This is a genomic window from Paramicrobacterium fandaimingii (assembly GCF_011751745.2).
Lineage (GTDB): Bacteria > Actinomycetota > Actinomycetes > Actinomycetales > Microbacteriaceae > Paramicrobacterium > Paramicrobacterium fandaimingii.
On sequence record NZ_CP061170.1, the window covers coordinates 479,085 to 499,799 of the forward strand.

The 20,715-nt window shown below is 63.7% G+C and carries 21 protein-coding genes; 6 read left to right on the plus strand and 15 right to left on the minus strand.

Annotated elements, in window-relative coordinates:
* The first annotated feature begins 191 nt into the window (after positions 1-191).
* A complete protein-coding gene (locus HCR84_RS02345) occupies positions 192-1,724 on the plus strand; it encodes a lipase maturation factor family protein (protein ID WP_166982468.1) in 1,533 nt (510 codons plus the stop codon).
* A 235-nt stretch (positions 1,725-1,959) separates the two neighbouring features.
* On the opposite strand, the gene HCR84_RS02350 is transcribed toward HCR84_RS02345, so the two are convergent.
* Entirely contained in the window at positions 1,960-3,408 is a 1,449-nt protein-coding gene (locus HCR84_RS02350) for a threonine/serine exporter family protein (RefSeq protein ID WP_166982466.1), read from the minus strand.
* 17 nt (positions 3,409-3,425) lie between these two features.
* The gene (locus HCR84_RS02355; protein WP_166982464.1) at positions 3,426-3,863 is read right to left on the minus strand and encodes an Lrp/AsnC family transcriptional regulator; all 438 of its coding nucleotides are present in this window, start codon (positions 3,861-3,863) and stop codon (positions 3,426-3,428) included.
* Between the two features lie 182 nt (positions 3,864-4,045).
* Here HCR84_RS02355 and ddaH point away from each other — a divergent pair, with 182 nt between their 5' ends.
* A complete protein-coding gene (ddaH, locus tag HCR84_RS02360) occupies positions 4,046-4,903 on the plus strand; it encodes a dimethylargininase (protein WP_166982462.1) in 858 nt (285 codons plus the stop codon).
* Positions 4,904-4,995: 92 nt separating this feature from the next.
* Here ddaH and HCR84_RS02365 read toward each other — a convergent pair whose 3' ends face one another.
* Positions 4,996-5,580 (minus strand): TetR family transcriptional regulator, encoded by a 585-nt coding sequence (locus HCR84_RS02365; RefSeq protein ID WP_166982460.1) that lies wholly within the window; start codon positions 5,578-5,580, stop codon positions 4,996-4,998.
* Positions 5,581-5,686: 106 nt separating this feature from the next.
* Between HCR84_RS02365 and HCR84_RS02370 the strand changes: the two genes are divergently transcribed.
* Together HCR84_RS02370 and HCR84_RS02375 are read left to right on the plus strand one after the other, a co-directional pair.
* Positions 5,687-6,928, plus strand: coding sequence for an FAD-dependent monooxygenase (locus tag HCR84_RS02370; protein WP_166982458.1), 1,242 nt, complete (start codon positions 5,687-5,689; stop codon positions 6,926-6,928).
* 48 nt (positions 6,929-6,976) lie between these two features.
* Positions 6,977-7,711: a polyprenol monophosphomannose synthase gene (locus HCR84_RS02375; RefSeq protein WP_166982456.1), complete on the plus strand. Its 735-nt coding sequence runs from the start codon at positions 6,977-6,979 to the stop codon at positions 7,709-7,711.
* On the opposite strand, the gene HCR84_RS02380 is transcribed toward HCR84_RS02375, so the two are convergent.
* The 10 genes from HCR84_RS02380 to HCR84_RS02425 all read right to left on the minus strand — a co-directional run bounded on the left by HCR84_RS02380 (position 7,656) and on the right by HCR84_RS02425 (position 16,743).
* Positions 7,656-7,973 (minus strand): NAD(P)-dependent oxidoreductase, encoded by a 318-nt coding sequence (locus HCR84_RS02380; RefSeq protein ID WP_166982454.1) that lies wholly within the window; start codon positions 7,971-7,973, stop codon positions 7,656-7,658. The two genes, HCR84_RS02375 and HCR84_RS02380, sit on opposite strands and share 56 nt — an antisense overlap.
* Positions 7,974-8,080: 107 nt before the next feature.
* Entirely contained in the window at positions 8,081-8,863 is a 783-nt protein-coding gene (locus HCR84_RS02385) for a polyphosphate polymerase domain-containing protein (RefSeq protein ID WP_166982452.1), read from the minus strand.
* The gene (locus HCR84_RS02390; protein ID WP_166982450.1) at positions 8,860-9,639 is read right to left on the minus strand and encodes a DUF4956 domain-containing protein; all 780 of its coding nucleotides are present in this window, start codon (positions 9,637-9,639) and stop codon (positions 8,860-8,862) included. The genes HCR84_RS02385 and HCR84_RS02390 overlap by 4 nt, the downstream gene beginning before the upstream one ends.
* Before the next feature lie 106 nt (positions 9,640-9,745).
* Positions 9,746-10,408: a response regulator transcription factor gene (locus HCR84_RS02395; protein ID WP_166982448.1), complete on the minus strand. Its 663-nt coding sequence runs from the start codon at positions 10,406-10,408 to the stop codon at positions 9,746-9,748.
* A complete protein-coding gene (locus HCR84_RS02400; RefSeq protein WP_218043608.1) occupies positions 10,405-11,859 on the minus strand; it encodes a sensor histidine kinase in 1,455 nt (484 codons plus the stop codon). Before HCR84_RS02400 ends, HCR84_RS02395 begins: the two co-directional genes overlap by 4 nt.
* Positions 11,813-12,103 carry a small hydrophilic protein gene (locus HCR84_RS02405; protein WP_166982447.1) on the minus strand — a complete coding sequence of 97 codons (291 nt, stop codon included), beginning with the start codon at positions 12,101-12,103 and terminating at the stop codon, positions 11,813-11,815. Before HCR84_RS02405 ends, HCR84_RS02400 begins: the two co-directional genes overlap by 47 nt.
* 81 nt (positions 12,104-12,184) lie before the next feature.
* A complete protein-coding gene (locus HCR84_RS02410) occupies positions 12,185-12,718 on the minus strand; it encodes a GNAT family N-acetyltransferase (protein WP_166982445.1) in 534 nt (177 codons plus the stop codon).
* Between the two features lie 20 nt (positions 12,719-12,738).
* Positions 12,739-14,004: an alpha-hydroxy acid oxidase gene (locus tag HCR84_RS02415; protein ID WP_166982443.1), complete on the minus strand. Its 1,266-nt coding sequence runs from the start codon at positions 14,002-14,004 to the stop codon at positions 12,739-12,741.
* Entirely contained in the window at positions 13,973-14,719 is a 747-nt protein-coding gene (locus HCR84_RS02420) for a FadR/GntR family transcriptional regulator (RefSeq protein ID WP_166982442.1), read from the minus strand. The genes HCR84_RS02415 and HCR84_RS02420 overlap by 32 nt, the downstream gene beginning before the upstream one ends.
* Before the next feature lie 167 nt (positions 14,720-14,886).
* The gene (locus HCR84_RS02425; protein WP_166982441.1) at positions 14,887-16,743 is read right to left on the minus strand and encodes a DUF2207 domain-containing protein; all 1,857 of its coding nucleotides are present in this window, start codon (positions 16,741-16,743) and stop codon (positions 14,887-14,889) included.
* A 60-nt stretch (positions 16,744-16,803) separates the two neighbouring features.
* On the opposite strand from HCR84_RS02425, the gene HCR84_RS02430 reads away from it, so the two are divergent.
* Entirely contained in the window at positions 16,804-17,721 is a 918-nt protein-coding gene (locus tag HCR84_RS02430; RefSeq protein ID WP_166982440.1) for a pseudouridine synthase, read from the plus strand.
* Here HCR84_RS02430 and HCR84_RS02435 read toward each other — a convergent pair.
* Positions 17,711-18,217, minus strand: a complete 507-nt coding sequence (locus tag HCR84_RS02435; protein WP_166982438.1) for a hypothetical protein — start codon at positions 18,215-18,217, stop codon at positions 17,711-17,713. The genes HCR84_RS02430 and HCR84_RS02435 overlap by 11 nt on opposite strands.
* A gap of 93 nt (positions 18,218-18,310) precedes the next feature.
* Between HCR84_RS02435 and HCR84_RS02440 the strand changes: the two genes are divergently transcribed.
* On the plus strand, positions 18,311-19,051 hold the full coding sequence (locus HCR84_RS02440; RefSeq protein WP_235940909.1) for an SDR family oxidoreductase: 741 nt from the start codon (positions 18,311-18,313) through the stop codon (positions 19,049-19,051).
* Positions 19,052-19,198: 147 nt separating this feature from the next.
* Here the strand turns inward: HCR84_RS02440 and HCR84_RS02445 are convergent, their stop codons facing one another.
* On the minus strand, positions 19,199-20,662 hold the full coding sequence (locus HCR84_RS02445; protein ID WP_166982436.1) for an HNH endonuclease signature motif containing protein: 1,464 nt from the start codon (positions 20,660-20,662) through the stop codon (positions 19,199-19,201).
* Between the last annotated feature and the right edge of the window lie 53 nt (positions 20,663-20,715).

The following is a 20,715-nucleotide window of genomic DNA, read 5'->3' on the forward strand; positions in this document are numbered from 1 at the left end:
CGCGTTCAGGCGGCCCAAATGCGCACCCACGACCGGGACGCCGAGCATATGGGCCGCATGAGAAACGACAAGGAGGTGCCCCGCCGTCGCCCCACGCGGCAGCCGCGGCATCTCACGCGCACGCCTCGCGACATGAGCTTTGCGGTTGCGAATGCCGCGACGCGGTGGTGTGCTGGGCTCAGGGGTGCGTGATGGAATCATCAGGGTTTGCCGACGTGCTCGGCTTTCTCAACGCCGACGATTACACGATCGCGCGCGAGGTGCTGCAGCGCGGCATCGCTGCCGTCTTCGTCGTCGCCTTTGTAGCGGCGATGGCGCAGTTTCCCGCGCTGCTCGGCGAACGCGGCCTTCTTCCCGCCCCAACGCTCATCGCCCGTACAACGGGGCGGCGGCTGCCGAGCATCTTCCGCCTGCGCGCTTTTCGCTACAGCGACAGGATGCTGCGGGCCGCCGCCGCGCTCGGCGCCGCCGTCGCGGCATCCGTCATTCTCGGTCTGCCCCAGCTCGGTCCGCCCTGGGTTCCGATGCTTGCCTTCGCCGTGATATGGGTGCTGTACCTGTCGATCGTGAATATCGGGCAGGTGTTCTACGGCTTCGGGTGGGAGTCGCTGCTGCTCGAGGCCGGTGCCGTTGCCGCGTTTCTCGGTTCGCGTGAGACGGCGCCTCCGCTGCTGATCATCGTGTTCTTCTGGTGGCTCGTCGTGCGCATTGAGCTGGGAGCCGGGCTGATCAAGATGCGCGGCGACAGCAGCTGGCGCGACCTCACGGCAATGACGTATCACCACGAAACGCAGCCGATGCCCGGGCCGCTCAGTCGCCGCGCGCACCTGCTGCCGCGAGCGGTGCACCGCGCAGAAACGCTTGGCAATCACCTCGTGCAGCTGGGCATGCCGCTGCTGCTGTTCGCGCCCCAGCCGATCGCGGGCTGCGCGGCGACGTTGATCATCGTCACGCAGCTGTGGCTCGTTGTCAGCGGCAACTTCGCTTGGCTCAACTGGATGACGATCATCGTCGCTTTCTCCGGAGTGAGCGACTCGTTTCTGCTGTGGATCACCGGGCGAGGCAGCTCAGGCGCGAGCTTGTCGGTTTGGAGCTGGTTTGGAGTGCCGCTTGGAGCGCAGAATCACACGGATGCTGTGGCGGGAGCGGCATCCATGTCGTCGATCTGGTGGATCGCTCTCACCACAGCGGTGTTTCTCACCTTCGCGTGGCTCAGCATTCCCGCGGTGGCCAATTTGTTCTCGCGCGGCCAGCTCATGAACGCGAGTTTCAACCGCCTGGGCATCGGCAATGCGTACGGCGCGTTCGGCAGCGTGACGCAGGTGCGGCGCGAGGTGGTGATTGAGGGAACGCTCGCTGAGCACCCGGGTGACGATGACTGGCGGGAATACGACTTCAAGGTAAAGCCGGGAGCGGTGGCGCGTCTTCCTCGGCAGTTCGCGCCTTACCATCTGCGTCTCGACTGGCAGATGTGGTTTCTCGCCCTCGGCGGCTGGAATGCCACGTGGTTTGAGCGGCTCATCGAGAAGCTTCTCGCCGCCGACCCGGCAACGCTGCGGCTGCTTCGCGTCGATCCGTTCCGCGGAGTCGCCCCGCGAGCGGTGCGCGCACGCGTGTTCTCTTATCGGTTCACCACGCGCGACGAGAAGCGCACGACCGGCGACATCTGGATGCGGCGAGAGCTCGCCGTTCTGGTGCAGCCGACACGCCGAGTTCCGGAATGAGGAATGAGTGCCATGATGACCCTCGTTTAGGGGGCGGAATCCGATACTCTGTACACGGCGACGTCGCCGGCTCAGCCGCGATTGTCGTTTGAGGGAAATGCAGTCCGCGTGCAGTGGTTGGGGACCCTCCCGTTATCGGGTGGATTGCCGCGGATCGCATGGAGGCAGGATGGGGGCATCCTGCCTCCTTTCTCGTGCGCGAGATCGCTCGTGCGATCCCGTTCTGCGTCGAGGGCTACCGTGTTCGTCTCGCGCGTCGAAGCGAGATCTCGGCGGCGCGGTCGAGGCCGAAGCTGCGCCGCGCGAGATGGCCGCCGATCGTCGTGCCTGCGGCCAGACCGATGCCGACGGCGAGCGCGACGAACAGTTCACCGAGCGCGGCAACGATTCCCTGGGGACCATCCATGAGCGTGTAGAGGCCGCGATACACAGTGAGGCCAGGAATGAGGCCGATGATTCCGGCCATGGTGAGTGCCGCCTCCGGCACCATGATCCAGCGGTACACCAGATAGCTGAGCACGCCGGCGACGATGCCGGCGACGCCTGGAGCGAGGCCCGGGTCGGGCATCAGAGGGTTCACGATGAAAAACACGGCGAACACAATTGCGGCCAGTATTGCCATGATTGGCGCGATGATCATGCGCACGTAGGACGTCAGCGTAAAGCCGATTCCGATCAGCCCTGCTCCGACCATTCCCGCCCAGATATTGTCGGTGCGGCCGAGACTTGTGCCGACGTCGATGGGAATTCCGATGCGAAGGGCGAGGCCGATGGTGAGCGAGATGCCCACGGCGAGGCCGAGGGTCATCATGATCACCTCGAGGCCGCGAGATGATGCGGTGATGTAATACCCGTCGATGGCATCTCGAGCGGCTGCGGTCAGCCCGATCCCCGACAGCAGCAGCATGATTCCCGAGATGACGATCACCGTCGGCTGCACTTCGCTCGTGAGTGCGAACCCAAACGTTCGCGTCCAGTACAACAGTCCGGCGATTCCCGTGATGACGAATGCGGCGGCCATCTGCACAAAGAATGCCGAGATTCCCCACTTCTCGAGGCGTCGCGTGACGATGTCGGCGATGACCGCCGAGATCGCGGCCGCGACGATAACGACGAAGCTGGCGTCGTACATGACGACGACGCCCGCGGCAAGAATGGCCTTTCCCGCCGACACGACCCAGCGACGATACGGGTGCGGCTGCTGCAGAATCTCGCTGAGGTGCTGGCGTGCGAGGTCGGGGTCGACCGGATCGGTCGCTGAGGTGATCTCGTCCATGAGTCGGTAGACGTCGCGCAGCCGCGTGTAGTCGGTGGTGCGCACCTTGACGACGCGCATGACAGAGATGGGGTCCTCGTCGAGCCCGCGGTGGACCGACACCGTGATGGAGCTGAAGTGAATGTCGACGTGCATGCCGGTGATGCCGAAGCTGGAGCTGAGCCGAAGCACCTGGGCAACGGTGTCGGCCGCTGAGGCCCCCGTTGCGATCATCGTCTCGCCGACGCGCAGGCACAGCTCGATCACGGATCGTGCGTGTCGCTGAGATACGGCATCGTCGCTGCCTGGCAGTGCGATGCGCTGTGTCGGCACGCCCATGCCGCGCACCATGCCGCCGGCGAGCCCCTTTAAAGAGACACCCAGTCGCGCCCGAAGCTGGCGCTGCCTCTTGCTGCCCTGATCGCTCATGTTCCTAGCGTAAAACCTCAGTCAATAGGGCGGTCGATCAACCGCGAGAGCACGATCGACGACCGCGTGTGGTCGACGTTGGGAGCCACACGAACACGCTCGAGGGCGTCTTCGAGAGCGGGGATGCTGCGTGCGCGAATGTGCACCATGGCATCGGCGCTTCCTGACACCGTGCACGCTTCCACCACCTCGGGAACGTGGCTCATCATGCGGCGAAGTTCGTCGGGAGCGACGGTGCCGCGGCAGAAGAGTTCGACATAGGCTTCCGTACGCCTGCCGTCGATGGCTGGGTCGACCTGCACGGTGAATCCGCGAATCACGCCGTCAGCGACAAGGCGGTCGACGCGGCGTTTCACCGCTGATGCCGAGAGTCCAACGACCTGGCCGATGTCGCCGTACCCTGCGCGCGCATTCTGCCGAAGCAGATCGATGATCCCGCGGTCAATATTGTCCATGTACGTCATTCTAAACACGAAAACTTGCGTTTGCCCGTGATAGAACGCATGAATCCTGCACGCCATCAGAAGCTTTCGCGCGTCGACGATGCAAGAATTAAGCACGGAGGCGTGCCCGAGCGAATCGCGGCCGGGCCAAGAGGACAGCGTCCGCCGCATCTGAGATATTCACTGGAGACGCTATGACCAGCACCGATTCCGTCACCGCACCCGCGCGCGAGCGCACGCCCAACCCTCGTACGTACCTCATGTGCCGACCAGAGCACTTTACCGTTTCGTACCGCATCAACCCATGGATGGAGCCCGAGAATCCCACGGACACGGCTCGCGCCGTGGCGCAGTGGCAGACCTTGTACGACACCTATGTGTCGCTTGGGCACACAATCGAGCTGATCGACCCGCTCGAGGGCCTGCCCGACATGGTCTACACGGCGAACGGTGGCTTCGTCATCGACGGCATCGCCTATGGCGCGCAGTTCACCTATCCCGAGCGTCAGCCCGAGGGTCCCGCATTCATGGAGTGGTTCGCCGCCAACGACTATCGGGTCGTCGAGCCGAAGAACGTCAACGAGGGTGAGGGTGACCTGCTTCTCGTCGGAGACACCGTCCTCGCGGGCACCGGGTTTCGCACCAGCACCGAGAGCCACCGCGAAGTCGCCGCGACGTTCGACCGCGAGGTGGTTTCGCTGAACCTCGTCAACCCAAGCTTCTACCATCTCGACACCGCGATTTCGGTGCTCGACCCGCTCACGGGCGACGACGACGCGAACATCGCATACCTGCCGAGCGCATTCGATGACGCGTCGCGCGCAATTCTCGAGAAGCGGTACCCGAACGCCATCCACGTGAGTGAAGATGACTCCCGTATTCTCGGGCTCAACTCGATCTCAGACGGCTACAACGTCGTGATCGCCCAGCGCGCGACGGGATTCGAGGCGCAGCTGCGTGAGCGCGGCTACAACCCCATCGGCGTCGATCTCTCTGAACTGCTTCTCGGCGGCGGCGGGGTCAAGTGCTGCACGTTGGAGCTGCGCCGCTGACAGAACCTCGCGCGTGGCCTGACACCATGCGCCGGGGCAAGGGTGGTGGCGATTCATCAGTGGATCGCCACCACCGGCATGTGCATGCCGTGTTATGAGTTCGGCACTGTGTGGGACCCGCCGATCGTCGCCACCGCCTCTGCGAGTTCGTCTCCGCTCGGGAGAGCCTCAGAGTCCAGCAGCCAGAGGATGCCGAGGCTCTGCGTGAGCACGTAGTACAGACGAGCGATAGAGTTCGCCTGCCGTTCGTCAAGCTCCGGATGCGCGAGGACAAGATTCTTCGCCATTCCCCGATAGCCCTCTGCGACAGCCTCGTGCAGTTTGCGGCTCTCGCTCGAATCTCTCAGAACGTGCACAACGTTCTCGAGGCTCGCCAGGAGAGCCTCCCTGTTCGCTGCGAACACCGACGGAACGTCGTTCACGAGGGTCGCGAAGCCGTCGAGCAGTGATGCGCCCGTGCCCTCGAGTACGAGGTTCTCAAGGTCGTCACCGATTCCGGTGCCGAGTGTCTCTACAAGTGCCTCGGTCACCAATCGGTCCTTCGAGCCGAAGTGGTAGCCGATCGCGGCGAGGCTCACGCCCGCTGCAGCGGCGATGTCTCTGGCTGTCGTTTTCGCGATTCCCCGCTCGACGATGACCTTGCGCGCTCCAGCCAGCAGGTCTTCCCTGTTTCCCATACTGGGATTCTACTCAAACGTCTCAGACATTTGTATTAGACAAACATCTTTGCCATGCTGTACAAATGTCTTAGACAAACGTCTAATTCTTAGGAAAGAGATTGCAATGACCACACGCACTCCCCATGTTCTGATCTCAGGCGGCGGCATCGCCGGAACGGCTCTCGCCCTGCGCCTCGTAGAGCGGGGCATTCGCACAACCGTCGTCGAGAGGGCAGATTCGCCCCGCGAGGGAGGGCAGGTCGTCGACCTTCGGGGCGCAAGTCGCGAAGCGGCCGAACAGATGGGACTCATGCCCGGCATCCGCGAGTATCAACTCCACGAGAAGGGCATTGCCTATGTCGGATCCCGCGGCACCGTTTACGCCCGCATGTCCATGGAGGACTACGACGGTAAAGGTGCGGTTGCCGAGATCGAGATCGCGCGCGGTGACCTGCATCGCGTGATTCTCAAGCGACTTGATGCGGCCAGCAGTGCAGCGCCGGGTCTCCTGAGTCTTCGCTACGGCGAGCAGATCGACAGTCTTTCTCAGCACGACGAGGGTGTTGACGCGACCTTCGCATCGGGAGCCGCCGAGCGGTTCGACCTTGTCGTCGGCAGCGACGGCGTGCACTCGGCGACACGGCGGATGGCCGTCGGGCCGGAGGAATCGTTCTCGACATATCTCGGTGGCTACACGGCGTTCTTCAGCATGCCGACGCCCGCCGGAATCGAGCCCGGCTGGTTCACGATGCGCGCCGTGGCGGGAGTCGCGGTCGGCGTGAGGCCGGGGCCGGACCCCGCAACGTCGATGGTGCTGTTGACGATCCGAATGGATCGCAATCCTGAGCTGCGACGCGACCACAACGCACAGCTGGCGTTGGTGCGCCGGATGATCTGCGCTGCGGACTGGCATGCCCCGGCGATGCTTGCTGCGCTGGAGCGATCGCAGGACTTCTATTTCGACGAGCTCGTGCGCATCGACGTTCCTGATGTCTCGCACGGCCGTATTGCACTGATTGGAGACGCCCGTTCGTCTGGATCGCCGTTATCGGGAATGGGAACGGCTACGGCGCTCATCGGAGCTCACCTGCTCTCCGCTGAGATCGCGGCGTCGCCAGATGACCTGGCCGAAGCGACGGCGCGCTTCGCGACGGCCATCGCACCATTTGCGAAAGCGGGGCAGACGCTTCCCGGTGGCGGCATCCGCTTCATGGTGCCGAGAGGCACGGTCGGAAGCGTCATGTCGCAGTGGGTCATGCGCGTGCTGGTTTCTCGTGCAATGCGGCCAGTGATGAAGCGCATGATCAGCGGTGGTCAGACCGACGAGCTGTCGCTGCCAGACAAGCAGCCAGCCGAGCGCTATTAGGCTTGGTGATCGCGTGCCGTTCGCGCACAGGCAGGAAGGGGAGTCGCCGTGGTCGAAACACTCGTCATCGTCCCCACCTACAACGAGCGCGAGAACCTGCCGGCCCTGATCTCCAGGGTGCGCGCGACGACGCCGAGGCTCGACGTGCTCGTCGTCGACGATGCCTCACCGGACGGAACCGGCGCGCTCGCCGACGAGCTGGCGGCATCCGACTCGCAGCTCTTCGTGCTTCACCGTGCGGGCAAGCAGGGGCTTGGCGCAGCATACGGGGATGCCTTCCGATGGGCGCTCGAGCGCGGTTACGAGCGGCTCGTCGAAATGGATGCCGATGGGTCGCATCTGCCCGAGCAGCTGCCTGCGTTGCTTGACGCCTCGGCCGCTGGTGCCGACGTCGTTCTGGGGTCACGCTGGGTCGATGGCGGCGGTATCGAGAACTGGCCGTGGCACAGGCGGATGCTGTCGCGCGGAGGCAGCGCGTATGCGCGAACGTTGCTCGGCATGCCGTACCGCGATGTGACGGGCGGTTATCGGGTCTTCACGCGTGAGGCGCTCGAGAACATGCACCGCGACGACGTGCACAGTCAGGGCTATGGCTTTCAGGTCGACATGCTGTGGCACGCGCACAAGGCTGGACTGCGAATCGTCGAGGTGCCGATCACGTTCGTCGAACGAACGAAGGGCCGGTCGAAGATGTCGGGCGGCATCGTGATTGAGGCGATGTGGCGCGTCACGCTGTGGGGGCTTGCGTCGTTGGCCACGCGATTCGGCGCACGACGTCGGTGATAAACGACGGCTCAATCGTGTCTGATTTGGTTCGTACGGCGATCGCCATCAGGTGCCGGATGCCGGGCGTCGGCGTCTCGAGCTGATCGACGATCATCGCGGCGAAGTCCTCGGCGGAGATTCGCGAGGCACCCGTGTCGTCGACGAGCAGTGTGTCAGTGCCGAGAACGTAGTGGCCGGTGCGCTCGCCCGGCTCAATGCGGGCGGGCGGACTCAGATACACCCAATCGGCGGCCGAGCATGCGCCGGGGGATGTGCGCACAGACTCGGAGATCCTGTGGCGTTGCGAAGATGCGTGACTCGTGACCGGGTGTTTTTTGTGCATAGAGTCGCAGGATCTCCGAAATTGATGCACGGCAGGGAGCTCGGTCAGGCGGCGCCGGCTTTGGGAGCGTCGAAGTAGTGGCGGAGTGTGCGGTGCCAGGCGTTGCTGGGCAGGTGCGGATACAACAGCGACGCGGCAACGCAGTATTTGCTCACCGAGTGCGGTCGTACCCCAGCCGTGAGCAGCGTCCGGTCGAGCGGGCCCCTCCCGCCCGGTGACTTCGTCTCGACGAGTACATCGCTCGGCCCGGCGTACGACGCGCCTCCGGCAAGGCACTCCAGGTCGAGATCGAGTGTGACGCGCTGGTCGTCGTGGCAGAGCGTCGCGCGATGATAGATGGTCTCGAGCATGGGTCGGAGCCGCGCAGCATCCTCTCCGATGATTTCGTCGATGAACGAATGGTCCGTTGCGCTGAGCGTGTGCGGAGCCTCCGGATCGTGGTCGATGCGTTCTTTGACGGTCTGCCCGCGGTACCCCTTCGACTTCACCTCGAGCATGCAGTCGCCCGACTCGCAGTACGTGCGAGTGCGCACCTTGTAGCGGTGTCGTCGACCCTGCGCATGCTGGCGGAAGAACCGGAAGTCGGGCGAATCGAAGTAGATCGTGCGGTAGCGAAAGAGCCGGGTGCGCTCGATCTCGAGCACCCGGAACTCCCCGGGCATCTGGTCGAGGAGCTCGGCGAGAATCGCGCGGGGCACGAAGTACTTGCGATCGACACGGGTCATCAGCCGTGCCTGTTCGTTGAGCTGGTCGAGTGAGATCGGTTCGAGCGTATCGAGGTGATTGAGTAGCGGGGTCGCAGACGGCTCTGCGGACGTGCTGGTCATCGTGTCACCGTTGCGTGCTGCTTCGCGGCATCGGCGTGCGTGTCTGGCCACTCGGACTCTGGTGCGGTGCCCGCCGGAACCTGAAAGCGCTGGGGCGCGGGTGCGTGCTCCTCGTGCCCTTCCGTTGAGGGTGTGCCGTGCCGGAAGAAGGACATAGTGCTCAGAAGAGGACGAAATCGGGAGTTCCGTGCATGTTTCAGCACAATGTCCTCGTCAGGGGCATCCCTGTCGGCACCGTGGGCGCTGTAGCGCACGTCGACGACCGTGGTGTCGCGCACGATGTCGACATCGAGAACTTCCACGCGGGTGACGTGAGCATCGAGGGTCTGCTCGAGGTGCGCGTTCAGAGCGGCCTCGTTCGTGAAGGCCCGGTCGAGCGTGATGGTATGACGTCGGCTTCTCGGCGCGACGTGTGGGCTGTCGATGATGGCCATCACGAGGAGCATCAGCGCGGAGAGCGCCGGAGTTACCCACAACGGCGTCGGCTGCAGTCCGGCCAGAAGACCGAGCGCCAGTGACACGAAATAGTAGGCGATCTCCTGCTGAGTGATCTGGTCGCTGCGCAGGCGAATGATCGAGAGGATGCCGAAGAGGCCGATCCCGAGGCCAATGCCCACCTCGACCGAACTCAGCGCCACGGTCACGGCGAAGACGCCGACGTTGAGCGCGATGTACGACAGCAGTAGGTCGCGCCGACGGTGCCTCCGGAAGTACAGAACGTACGCCAGGAGGGTGATGGCGACGAGGTCGGTCAAGATCGCGATAACGAATGACATGTTTTTCTCCCTGATGATCTGTTGTCTCCAAGCCTCCATCGCCGAGTTAAGCGAGCTGTGAATCAGAGATGAGAGAACTCACATCGTGCGCAGGGACGCGCTGCCGTCACTGTGCGATGAGTCGATACCCGGCACCACGAACAGTTTCGAAACGGTCGACGCCGAGCTTGGCGCGCAGATAGCGAACGTAGACATCGACGACATTGGAACCGGGATCGAAGTCGAAGCCCCATACTTGGCTGAGCAGTTGCTGCCTGCTGAGCACCTCATCGGGGTGCCGCATGAACACCTCGAGCAGGGCATACTCACGCGTGGTGAGTTCGACGGTCCGTTCGCCAACAAGCGCGCGACGGGTGCGGAGATCGAGGGAGACATCACCCGATTTGAGGATCGTCGCCTCGCTTGTGGATTCGGTGCGCAGTCGCAGTCGAACTCGTGCGAGCAACTCGTCGAAGGAGAACGGCTTTCGCATGTAGTCGTCGGCGCCGCCGGAGAGGCCGGCGACGGTGTCTTCGATCGCATCGCGTGCGGTGAGAATGATGATCGGCATCTCGATGCGGTCACCTCGAACTCGGCGCAGAACGCTGAAGCCGTCGAGCCCTGGCAGCCCGATGTCGAGCACCATCAGGTCGAAGTCGCCGGAGCGGGCGAACTCGACGGCCGAGTGACCATCGGTGACTATTTCCGAACGTAAGCCGTTTGCACGCAGGCCTTTCTGAATGAACGATGAGATGCGCTCTTCGTCTTCGGCGATGAGAATTCGCTTCACTGTTGCTCCTTGGGGCTCGTCAGCGGCAGATCAAGCGTGAATGTGGCTCCGTCGCCGGGGGTTGAGTCGATTCTTACGTGGCCGCTATGTGCCTCGGCAATGCGCGCAACGATCGCGAGCCCGAGCCCTGTTCCGTGGCGACGGGTCTCGGCGCTGCCGCGCGCGAAACGCTGGAAGATGCGTTCGTGGTCGCCTTCGGCGATGCCGTCGCCCGTGTCGCTGACCCAGAGCTGCAGTCGGTCATCGGCAACGCGGCCGCCGAGGGCGATGGCGTCACCATCGTCGGTGTGGGCAACGGCATTGGTTGCCAGCTGGAGCAGCGCCTGAGTGAGACGCTGCTCGTCGACGATGGCGAAGGCCTCCGGTGTCTCAGCGATGCTCCAGCGGCGATCGGCAAGGGCCGTTGCCTTCGCAAACGTCTCGATGACGAGGTCGGTGAGGTCTGTCCGCGCGACCATCAGAAAATCGGGACGCTCACTTCGCGCAAGCATAATGAGGTCATCGACAAGACGTGACATGCGTTCGAGCTCGTCGTTCACAAGGTGCATCGTCTGTTCGCGGTCGTCGGGGTCATCACTCATGACATCGAGGTGTCCGCGGATCACCGTGATGGGCGTGCGCAGTTCGTGGCCGGCATCGTCGAGGAAACGCCTCTGACCGGTGAAGGCCGTCTCGAGTCGATCGAGCATGCCGTTGAACGTGACAGCGAGTTGCGCAACATCGTCGTTTCCGACCACGTCGATGCGACGCCCAAGATCGGTTTCGGTGATGCGCGCAGCAGTCGTTCGCACGTCACGTATCGGCGCGAGAACGCGGCCGGCGATGAACCAACCGGTGACGCCGGCGAGGAGAAGCGAGACGATGGCAACGATCGACATGATCCAGATTGTCGACCAGGCTTCGTCGTATTCGGGCGCGAGAAACTCAGCGATAACAAGCTGTCCTGTCGCTGGGTCACCCTCAACCGAGACAGGAATGACGGCGTACTTCACGGGGCCAGCATCCGTTGTGAGGGTTCCGGTTGTCGGGGTCGTGACGGCCGCGGCCGTTCGAACGAAGGCCGAGTCCTGGTCGAGACGTACCGTAGGATCGCCCCCGCTTCGGCGATCAGCAACCCCATCGATGATGCTGAAGAACATCTCAGAGTCTTCGGCGAGGTTGTGCTGCAGATGGCTTGTGAGAACCTCCCTCACCGCGAAAAACTCCGTACCTGTTCTGGGGTCGGGTTTGCTGGCAAATGCGCGAAACTTATCTGCCTCGTGGCTCAGCTCCGCCGCTACTTGGGCGTCTGCACGAGAAAAGAGCGACCGCCCTGTCACGGCGACAATCGCGACGATGGCGATCGTCACGAGCAGGAGAATCCATGCGAGAATGCGTGTGCGTGCCGTCACTCCGCGACGGTGTTCAGTCATCGTCGTCGCTGTCGTCGTCATCACCGTCGTCATCATCATCGTCGCCTGCATCGGGTGGGGGAGCAGGCGGAACTGTCGAGGCGCCGTCGCGGGGCGGTGTCGATGACGGCGGGTCAGTCGGGGCCGTCGTTCCGGAGTCGGGTGGCGGTGTTCCCGTCGGAGTGATGACGACGGCCGGCCCGAGCGTCGGCTCATCGGGTTGCAGCAGAACTTCTGCGCTCCACCAGATTCCTGCTGCGATGATGAGCGCAGCAGGAATCGCCAACCAGCTCAAACGTGCCATGGCTCAAGTGTGACTGAGAACCATGCGGCGTTGGTGAGATCTCGATGAGAGAGCTCTCATCATCGCCCGCACTGCACGAGGTCAGGCCGCGAGCGGCAGTGCCTCGAAATCAGGGGCAGCGTCCGTCGCCAGCCGCGCATGCGTCTCGACGTCGAACCGCTCGGTTCCGTAGCGGAGCCTCTCACGTTCGATTCCCTCGGCGCGAAACCCGGCGCGCGTCGCGACGCGGCAGGACGCGGGGTTGTCAACGCGATGCCCGAGCGAAAGGCGGTGAAGGCTCTGTTCCGTGAAAGCCCACGCGCTGATCGTCGCGAGCGCGCGGGTTGCGATGCCCTGTCCGCGAGCGCTGGCGGCGAGCCAGTAGTAGGTCCATCCCGTGCTGTGGCGGTATTCGATGTTGCTGATGCCGACATTGCCAACGGGAATGTCGTCGATGCATGCGGCGAGATTCACGGCGGATGCTTCGTTGGGCAGGGCATCCCGAATGAACGCGCGGCACGCCTCTATCGTCGACACGTCGGCGGTGCCCACCTGGCGAGTGAGATCGGGCGACGTGACGATGCACTCTCGAAGCGCGGAGGCATCGGAGAGACTCCAGGGCCGCAGCGTGATCATGATGCGACCCTACAGGGCGGTCAGTCTGTTGTGCTCGCCACCTCGAGCGCATCCGTCGAAACCGGCACGAGACGCGCCAGCTGGGTCACATGACGCGGCTCTAATTCGGTGATCGACGAGACACCAAGCAACTTCATGGTGCGCACGATTTCGTCGCGCAGAATTGCGATTGTGCGGTCGACTCCTTCACGCCCGCCCGCCATGAGTCCGTAGAGGTAGGCGCGGCCGATGAGCGTGAAGTCGGCGCCGAGAGCAAGAGAGGCGACGACGTCTGCACCGTTCATGATGCCGGTGTCGATCATGACGGTGGCATCTGCGCCGACCTCCTGGCGAACTTTCGGCAGCAGGTGGAAGGGAATCGGAGCGCGGTCGAGCTGACGGCCACCGTGGTTTGACAGCACGATTCCGTCAACGCCCCGATCGACGAGCTTGGCGGCATCCTGAACATTCTGCACGCCCTTGATGACGATCTTGCCCGGCCACATTCCGCGAATGACGTCGAGGTCGTCAAAGCTGATCGTTGGGTCCATCGCGGCGTCGAGCAGTTCGCCGACGGTGCCGCCAGTCGACGACAGCGACGCGAACTCCAGCTTGGGCGTGGTGAGAAAGTCGATCCACCACCATGGGCGCGGTATCGCGTTGATGATCGTCCCCGGCGTCAGCTGCGGCGGAATGGAGAAGCCATTGCGCGTGTCGCGCAGTCGTGCGCCGGCGACGGGCGTATCGACGGTAAAGAAGAGGGTGTCGAATCCGGATGCCGCTGCGCGACGCGTCAGCTCGTAGGACACTTCGCGGTCGCGCATGACGTACAGCTGAAACCAGTTGCGACCGTGCGGGTTCGCCGCTTTCACATCTTCGATTGACGTGGTGCCGAGTGTGGAGAGCGTGAAGGGGATGCCGGCATCGCGTGCTGCGCTCGCGCCCGCGATCTCGCCCTCCGTCTGCATGAGTCGCGTGAACCCGGTGGGCGCGATGCCGAACGGCAGGGCGCTGTGGTCGCCGAGGATCGTCGTCGATGTGTCGACGTGTGCAGCGGGACGCAGCACGTCGGGGTGAAACTCGATGTCTTTGAACGCTTGGCGGGCGCGGTCGAGCGAGAGCTCGCCTTCGGCGGCGCCGTCTGTGTAGTCGAAGGCGGCTGCGGGAGTGCGCTTCTTGGCGATCGTGCGCAGATCATCGATGGTGAGTGCAGAGCCAAGACGACGCTTCTTGCCGTTGAACTCCGGCTTCTTGAACGACATGAGCTCGAAGATCTCAGCGGGCTTCGGGAGCTGGCGAGTGACCATTCTGCGATTCCTCTCGGTGTGGTGGTTCGGTGATCTGGGCGTAGTAGCCCGTGATGTGGGCGTGAACACGTGCTCGAGCGGCATCCGGGTCGTGCTCGGTGATGGCCGCGAGAACTCCGGCGTGCTCGGTGCGCAGTCGTGCTGCCGTCGCGGGCCAGTCTTCGATGCGTGCGCTGCCTTCGCGGGCGTACGATTCGATGGCGTCGCGAAGGCCGGCCATCGTCGCCGCGATGACGTCGTTGCCCGAGGCCTCCGCGAGAGCGAGGTGAAAGCGGGCGTCGAGCACCAGAAACTCGTCTGAGGTGAGGTCGTCGGCATCCATGGCGGTGAGCAGGACCTCTGCGGCGCTGAGATCCGGATGCTGGTTTGCAAGCTCTTCGGCGACCGCAGCCTCGAGAACGAGGCGAGTATCGACGATGTCGCGCAGTGCGAATCCCTGCGCGGCGACCTGAAGTCGCAGCAGTGCCGACATGCCGCCTCGTGGGGTGGCGACGATGATCGCTCCAGCGCTCGGGCCCGAGCCGGCGGCCGTGCGGATGAGGCCGAGAACCTCGAGAACGCGCAGTGCTTCGCGCACGCTTGAGCGCCCGACACCGAGTTCGGCCGCGAGAGCGCGCTCCCCGGGGAGGCGATCACCGGGAATGAGCGTGCCGTCGAGAAGATCGGCCTCCACGCGGGAGAGCACGGTCTCCCATGCGCGCTGCTCGTCAGCCACGGCACCTCCGGTTGCGTTGTGTGGTCAGACCTGTGTGGTCAGCCTTGTGTGGTCAGACCACAGCGTACCACCGCCAACAACTGCGTGCCGGTCCGCGCGCGTTCGTGCGTCCCAAATGTTGCTGGGGGCAGTTCGTGCTCGTCACATGGGCCGCATGAGTTCCGCGGTCAGACGCCGCCTCCGCCGCCCCCTCCTCCGCCGCCGCCACCGGCAGAGCCGCCTCCACCCGAGCCGCCCGTGCTCGATGACGAGCTGACGGCGCTGGTCGACAGCGTTGAGATGCCGCTCGAGAATGCCGCCGCGCTGAATCCACCGGCGCCGTAGTACCACCCGGGCGTCGTGTTTCCGGTGTACTGGTACAGCACCGCGAGTTGGTCGGCCCACTGCTTTTCCTGCCCGAAGACCACGGCAAACGGCAGCAGCTTCTCGTACAGGTGCAGCACCTGGCGCGGATCGGTGGGGTCGAATGTTCTGCGCTCTGCACCAGACGGCGACTGCAGCATCCTGATTCGGTCTGCTTCCGCCCACCTGATGAACTCCTCAAGGCCCTTGAGATGATCGCGCACGTCCGCGCCCGCCGGCGAGAGCGGTCTGTGGATCACGAGCACGAGCGAGGTGCCGAATGCCGCGACGGAGGCCAGTAGCAGAAGAATGGGCAGAGCCGGGTCAACGTGCACGGCAAGCGAGACAATTCCGAACCCGACCGAAGCCAGCATGACGAGAAAACTGATCAGCACGCCGATCACGCCCGCCCTGGAGTTGTTGGTGCGCCACAGCCCGAGACCCTTCAAACTGGTCTTCGCCCAGGTGAGTGTGTCTTGGGCCACCTTGGAGAAGCGACGGTCGGTGCTGCCGAACTCGAAGACGGCGCCGGCGGGGGCACCTCCGAAAAGTCCGTACAGCAGCATCCGGCCGTCGACATCGGCCTTTGACGGATCGAGAAGCTGAGCCTGCAGTCGTGCGCCGCCAAACAGCTTGCGCTTGCCCTCGAGAATGCGGATGCTGCCGCTCACTGCCTGCTCGAGCACCTCGGCGGGAATCGCCTTGGGCTTCTTGCCCAGAAATACCGCGGCCTGCAGGGCGTCGATGCCGCGGGGCGGTTCGTACTCGGCGATGATCGTCGGTCGCCCAGGTGAGTCCTTGAGCGTGCGCACGCGGGTGATGATCGCGGGAATGATCATGCCCAGCGCGGCGATCGTCGCCAGAAGCTGCAGCCAGCCCCACGGGCGCGCGAAGAACGATGTGTCGTACGGCACGAACGTTCCTTGCTCGAAGCCGACCGCGAAGGTCATTGTCTCGTGGGGGTTCAGATCATACGCGGATGCCGTGACGGTGGCCGCCCCCTCGGCATCCGTCATCGCTGAAATCGTGCACTCGTCCGTCGCTCCCTGAGCGCCCTGGTAGCAGGACTGTTCACCGGTGAGTGCGTCGGCGAGCTCGGCCGGAACATGCAGGGTCGCCGTCACTGAGCCGAACGGTTGAACCCAGTCGACACCGTTGACGTCCCAGTAGAACTCTTCGGTGTCGGACTCTTCGAACGACCATGTGACGTGGTGAAGCGTGTAGGTGAAAACGAAGGTCTGCGAGCCGTGCAGGTAATCGTCGGAGCGCGACGTCATCTGAAATGTGCCGTCTTCGGAATCGGTCTCGGTCGGCCGCTCGATGCCCTCGCCATCGGTGATCGAGACAAGTTCGGGGTCAAGCGGCTGGCCGTTATAGGTGGTTGGGATGCTGCGACGCATTCCGTGGTTCTGGTCGATGTCGGGGAAGATCGCCGTGAACTCCTCGACCACCTTAAGCGTGCTGCCGCCGTCGTCATCGCGCCCCAGCGTGTAGTCGACGGAGAGCTCGGCGAACTCGAAGTCGTTGACGTCGCCCGCGAACGGGCCGAGTGCCGAGGCGGCGGGCGTCGTGCTGACGTCTGCTGCGAAGGCGGCCGGCCCGGTCAGCATCGTTGTGGCGATCGCCGCCCCCGCGACGATCGCCGCCCCAGAGACGAGCACAGTGCGTGCGATTCTCCCCATGCCCCGGAGTCTATCGACGGGGGCAGCCCCACCGGCAATGGGGAGGGGTACCCTCGATGGGTGCCGATCTCTCCTCTCCCTCAGCGCCATGGTCTTGATGCCGCGTGGGTGCGCACCCCGCGCGAACGGCGCTGGAAGAGCCTGAGATGGTTCCTCGTTGAGCGGCTGCCGAAGCTGGAGCCCGACCGCATCGACGAGATGCTCGCGAACGGGGAGTTCGCTAACGATGACGGCAAGCCGTTTCCCCCGGATGCCCCCTATGCGCCGCACACTTTTGTGTGGTTTCACCGCGACCTGCGCGACGAGGTTGAGGTGCCGTTCGAGATCGACGTGCTGCACTGCGATGAGCGCATCGTCGTGATCGACAAACCGCACTTTCTCTCCACGATTCCGCGGGGGCGTCACGTGACGCAGAGCGTCGTCGTCAAGGCGAGGCGGATGCTGGGGATGCCACAGCTTGTTCCGGCGCACCGGCTCGATCGCGTCACCGCTGGAGTGCTGCTGCTCACCGCATCCCGCGAATGGCGCGGTGCCTACCAGACGATGTTCGACCGCCGTGAGGTCGAGAAGGAGTACGAGGCGATAGGGGATGCTCCGGGCGGCCGTGAGCTGCCAGCAACGGTGCGGAGCCACATCGTCAAGATTCACGGTGAGATGCGGGCATACGAGCTGCCCGACCGCGAGCCGAACGCCGAAACACGCATCGAACTTGTCGAGCAGCGCGACGGTCTTGGCCGATACCGGGCGATTCCCCACACGGGTAAGACGCACCAGATTCGTCTGCACATGAACGACCTGGGGCTGCCGATCGTGAACGATCCGTTCTATCCCGAGATTGTCGATGTCTCCATCGACGACTTCTCATCTCCGCTGCAGCTGTTGGCGAAGACGCTGCGCTTCATCGACCCCGTCGATGGCACACCGCGTGAGTTTCAGAGCAGGCGAACTCTCGAGGAGTGGGCAGCCGTCACTCGGTGAAGGGGCTGGCGTTCGGCACCCACGGGGTGTCGTTGTCGTGGTCTTCGGCGTATGCGGTCGGAACAAGAATCTGCCCGGGATAGATCGTGCTGCGGCAGTCGAATCCGGGCTGCACATCGAGTGTCTCGATTTGCCACCAGCGGCGGTCGAAGCGGTCGCAGATGACGCTGGCGACGTCACCAGAGACGACTTCGTAATACCAATATCCTGCGTCGTCTTGCTGTGCTTCGCCCGATGCCCCCGTGCGCGCACCCAAGTCCTGAATCTCGGCAGGGTCGAATTCGGTGGCGGCATCCTCGTCTGAATCGCCCTCATCATCGTCGGCAGGGGCAGGAACCTGTGTGGGTTCGGCGACGACAGACGGCGTCGGGCGCGGGGCGGTGGTTTCAGCATCGCCCTGTGAATCAGAATCACCTGACGAGCAGCCGGCGATGGTGAGCACGAGCCCGAGCGACAGCGCGCATGCCAGCATCCGTGATCTGCCCGAGCGTCCCATGCGGGGGACTCTACCAGCCGATCGTGGCACAGCTCACGCGTGAAACTCAGGCAGTATTGTTGCGTTAATCGCCACGGATTTTCGGAGGTGTGTGTGAGCGACTCAAACAACGTGACGTGGATCATCGGTGCCAGCTCGGGCGTGGGTGCCTCGAGCGCTGTCACACTCGCAGCATCCGGTCGCACGCTCGCGCTCAGCGGGCGTCGCGTCGATGCTCTCGACGAGGTGCGGTCGCGGGTAGAGCAGCAGGGCGGCTCGGCGCTTGTCGTTCCCATGGATGCTGCAGACGACGCATCGACGCGCGACGCACTCGACCGTATCGCCGCGGACGCCGGTACGGTGAGCGAGGTGGTGTTCTGCGCGGGGCTCAATGTGCCGAAGCGCAATTGGGATCTGCTCGAGATCTCTGAGTTTCAGGCTGTCGTGGAGACGAATCTCACTTCCGTCGCGCGCGGCATTGCTGCGGTGCTGCCTGGCATGCGGACGAACGGTGGCGGACGAGTTGTCGTCATCTCGTCGTGGGCTGGCTGGTCGTTCGGACGTGGTGCGGGCGTTGCGTATTCGGCGAGCAAGACCGGCCTTGCATTGCTGACCGAATCGCTCAATGACCAAGAGAGTGCCAATGGCATCAGCGCGACAGTCATCTGTCCTGGTGATATCGACACGGAGTTCGTTGACAAGAGGCCCACGGTTCCGGATGCTGAGGCACGCAGCCGCATGCTCAGCCCAGACGACGTGGCACGTACTGTTGCGTTCGTGCTCGACTCGCCCGCCGAGGTCTGTGTCAATGAGCTGGTGATTTCGCCCGTTCGCAGTCATTCCTATGGAAAATAGCAGGCAATTTTGACGGCTTACCGGAACTGTCGGTTCAACTGTGGCGTGACTCATGGTTTCTGCATGCGGATGGCTTGAGAGAGCACACGTCGTAGCGCTTCGAGCTGTGTGACTCGTGCGTTGGGTGTGTCGGGGCCGCCGCGTACGTCAGGTGCGCGGCCCGGTATCTCGATGATCGTCTGGAGGGTCACTGTTGTCGTCTTCGTTGTCTGTGATGCGGCGTCGCCGTCCTAGATACCGTCGGTTCACATACCAGCCTGGTGGGGTCAGTCTGGGGTGGCCGTTTTTGTCGCGGGAGAGGGACCATTCGCCGCGTTCCAGCAATCTGTGGTGATACCAGCAGACGATCAGGCCATTTGCAACATCTGTTCGGCCGCCGTTTTCCCATCTTTGCACGTGATGCGCTTCACACAGCCACGCCGGAATGTCACAGTCGGCAGCCGCGCAGGTGTTCCCATCACGAGCAATCAACGCCAAACGTTGCTTCGCGGTGAACAACCGTTGCGCGTGCCCGAAGTTCAACACGTCGCCGTGTTCGTCAATGTGCACCTGGCGGGTGTCGCCATCGCACTGCATCTGTGTCACAAACGACATCGGCAACGGTGCTGGTGTTCCCGGTGACCAGGCAGCACCGGTACCGGCGTCGAGGTCCTCGTTCTTCACGGTGACCATCACCGTGGGACCGCGGCCGTGGAGTTTCGGTGTGGACGTCATCTTCCCCACACCGGCGATCATCGCGGTGAACGCGTCTGCGCGTTCCTGCGGCTTCGACCGGGGTTCCGATTCCTGGCCGTGCGCGGAGAGTTCCTCGGTGTGCATGAACGTTGGTGAGGTTCTCTTCGACATGCACGCGTCAAACACGGGTGTCACCTGCGCTGCCTGTTCCGGTGAGAGCACACCGGTGATCTTCATTGACCCGTCGTCTTGGTGTTTGAAGACCAGTTTTCGTGCCTCGTGGAGTTCTTCTGCTGTGGGTTCGACACCGTCAGGGTCCAGAGCGACACGGAACACGCGGGCCTGCTGCCGCACAGCATCCGCCGTGAACGGCACTTCACCGAACGCACCCGTCGCATTACCGATCAGAGTCTTCTCGGCCCAGTCGATCTGCTCCGGCGCCACCCGGGGCAGGACAGGTGCCAACGTCGACGTGATCGACTCGGCAACATCCAGACCAATCGTGCCCTCCGACAACGCCTGCGCCGTCTGAGCAAACACGGGCTCGAGAGGTAGCCCGATGTCTGAGACTCGCGGTGTTGTGTGTTTCGCGACAGTCGCGAACCGATACGCGGTGGAGTTCTTCGCCCCCGTGATCACCTCAAACAATGCTGTGGGGCTCTTCGCCCCGTGACGGGCAGCGAGACCATCAAAACCGGCATCCGTGTCAGAACGGCGGGCAATATCTCCGACGTTGCCGACTTGCTGGCCTTCGATAATGCGGGTGATGTTGCTGAGAAGCCCCGTATAGGTCAACAGGGTATCGGCAGTGAGCGCTGCTGGGTCGATCGAGGCCAGCTCTGCAGCACCGGCCAGAGTCTTCTCCGCGGCACGCACAGCAACAGCATCCGGACCCTCATTGGGTTCGAAACCAGGTGCCGCGACTGCTTCGTGCATGACCAAAGTATCGCAGGACCCACCGACACGCCCACCGACAGAACACCCGGTCA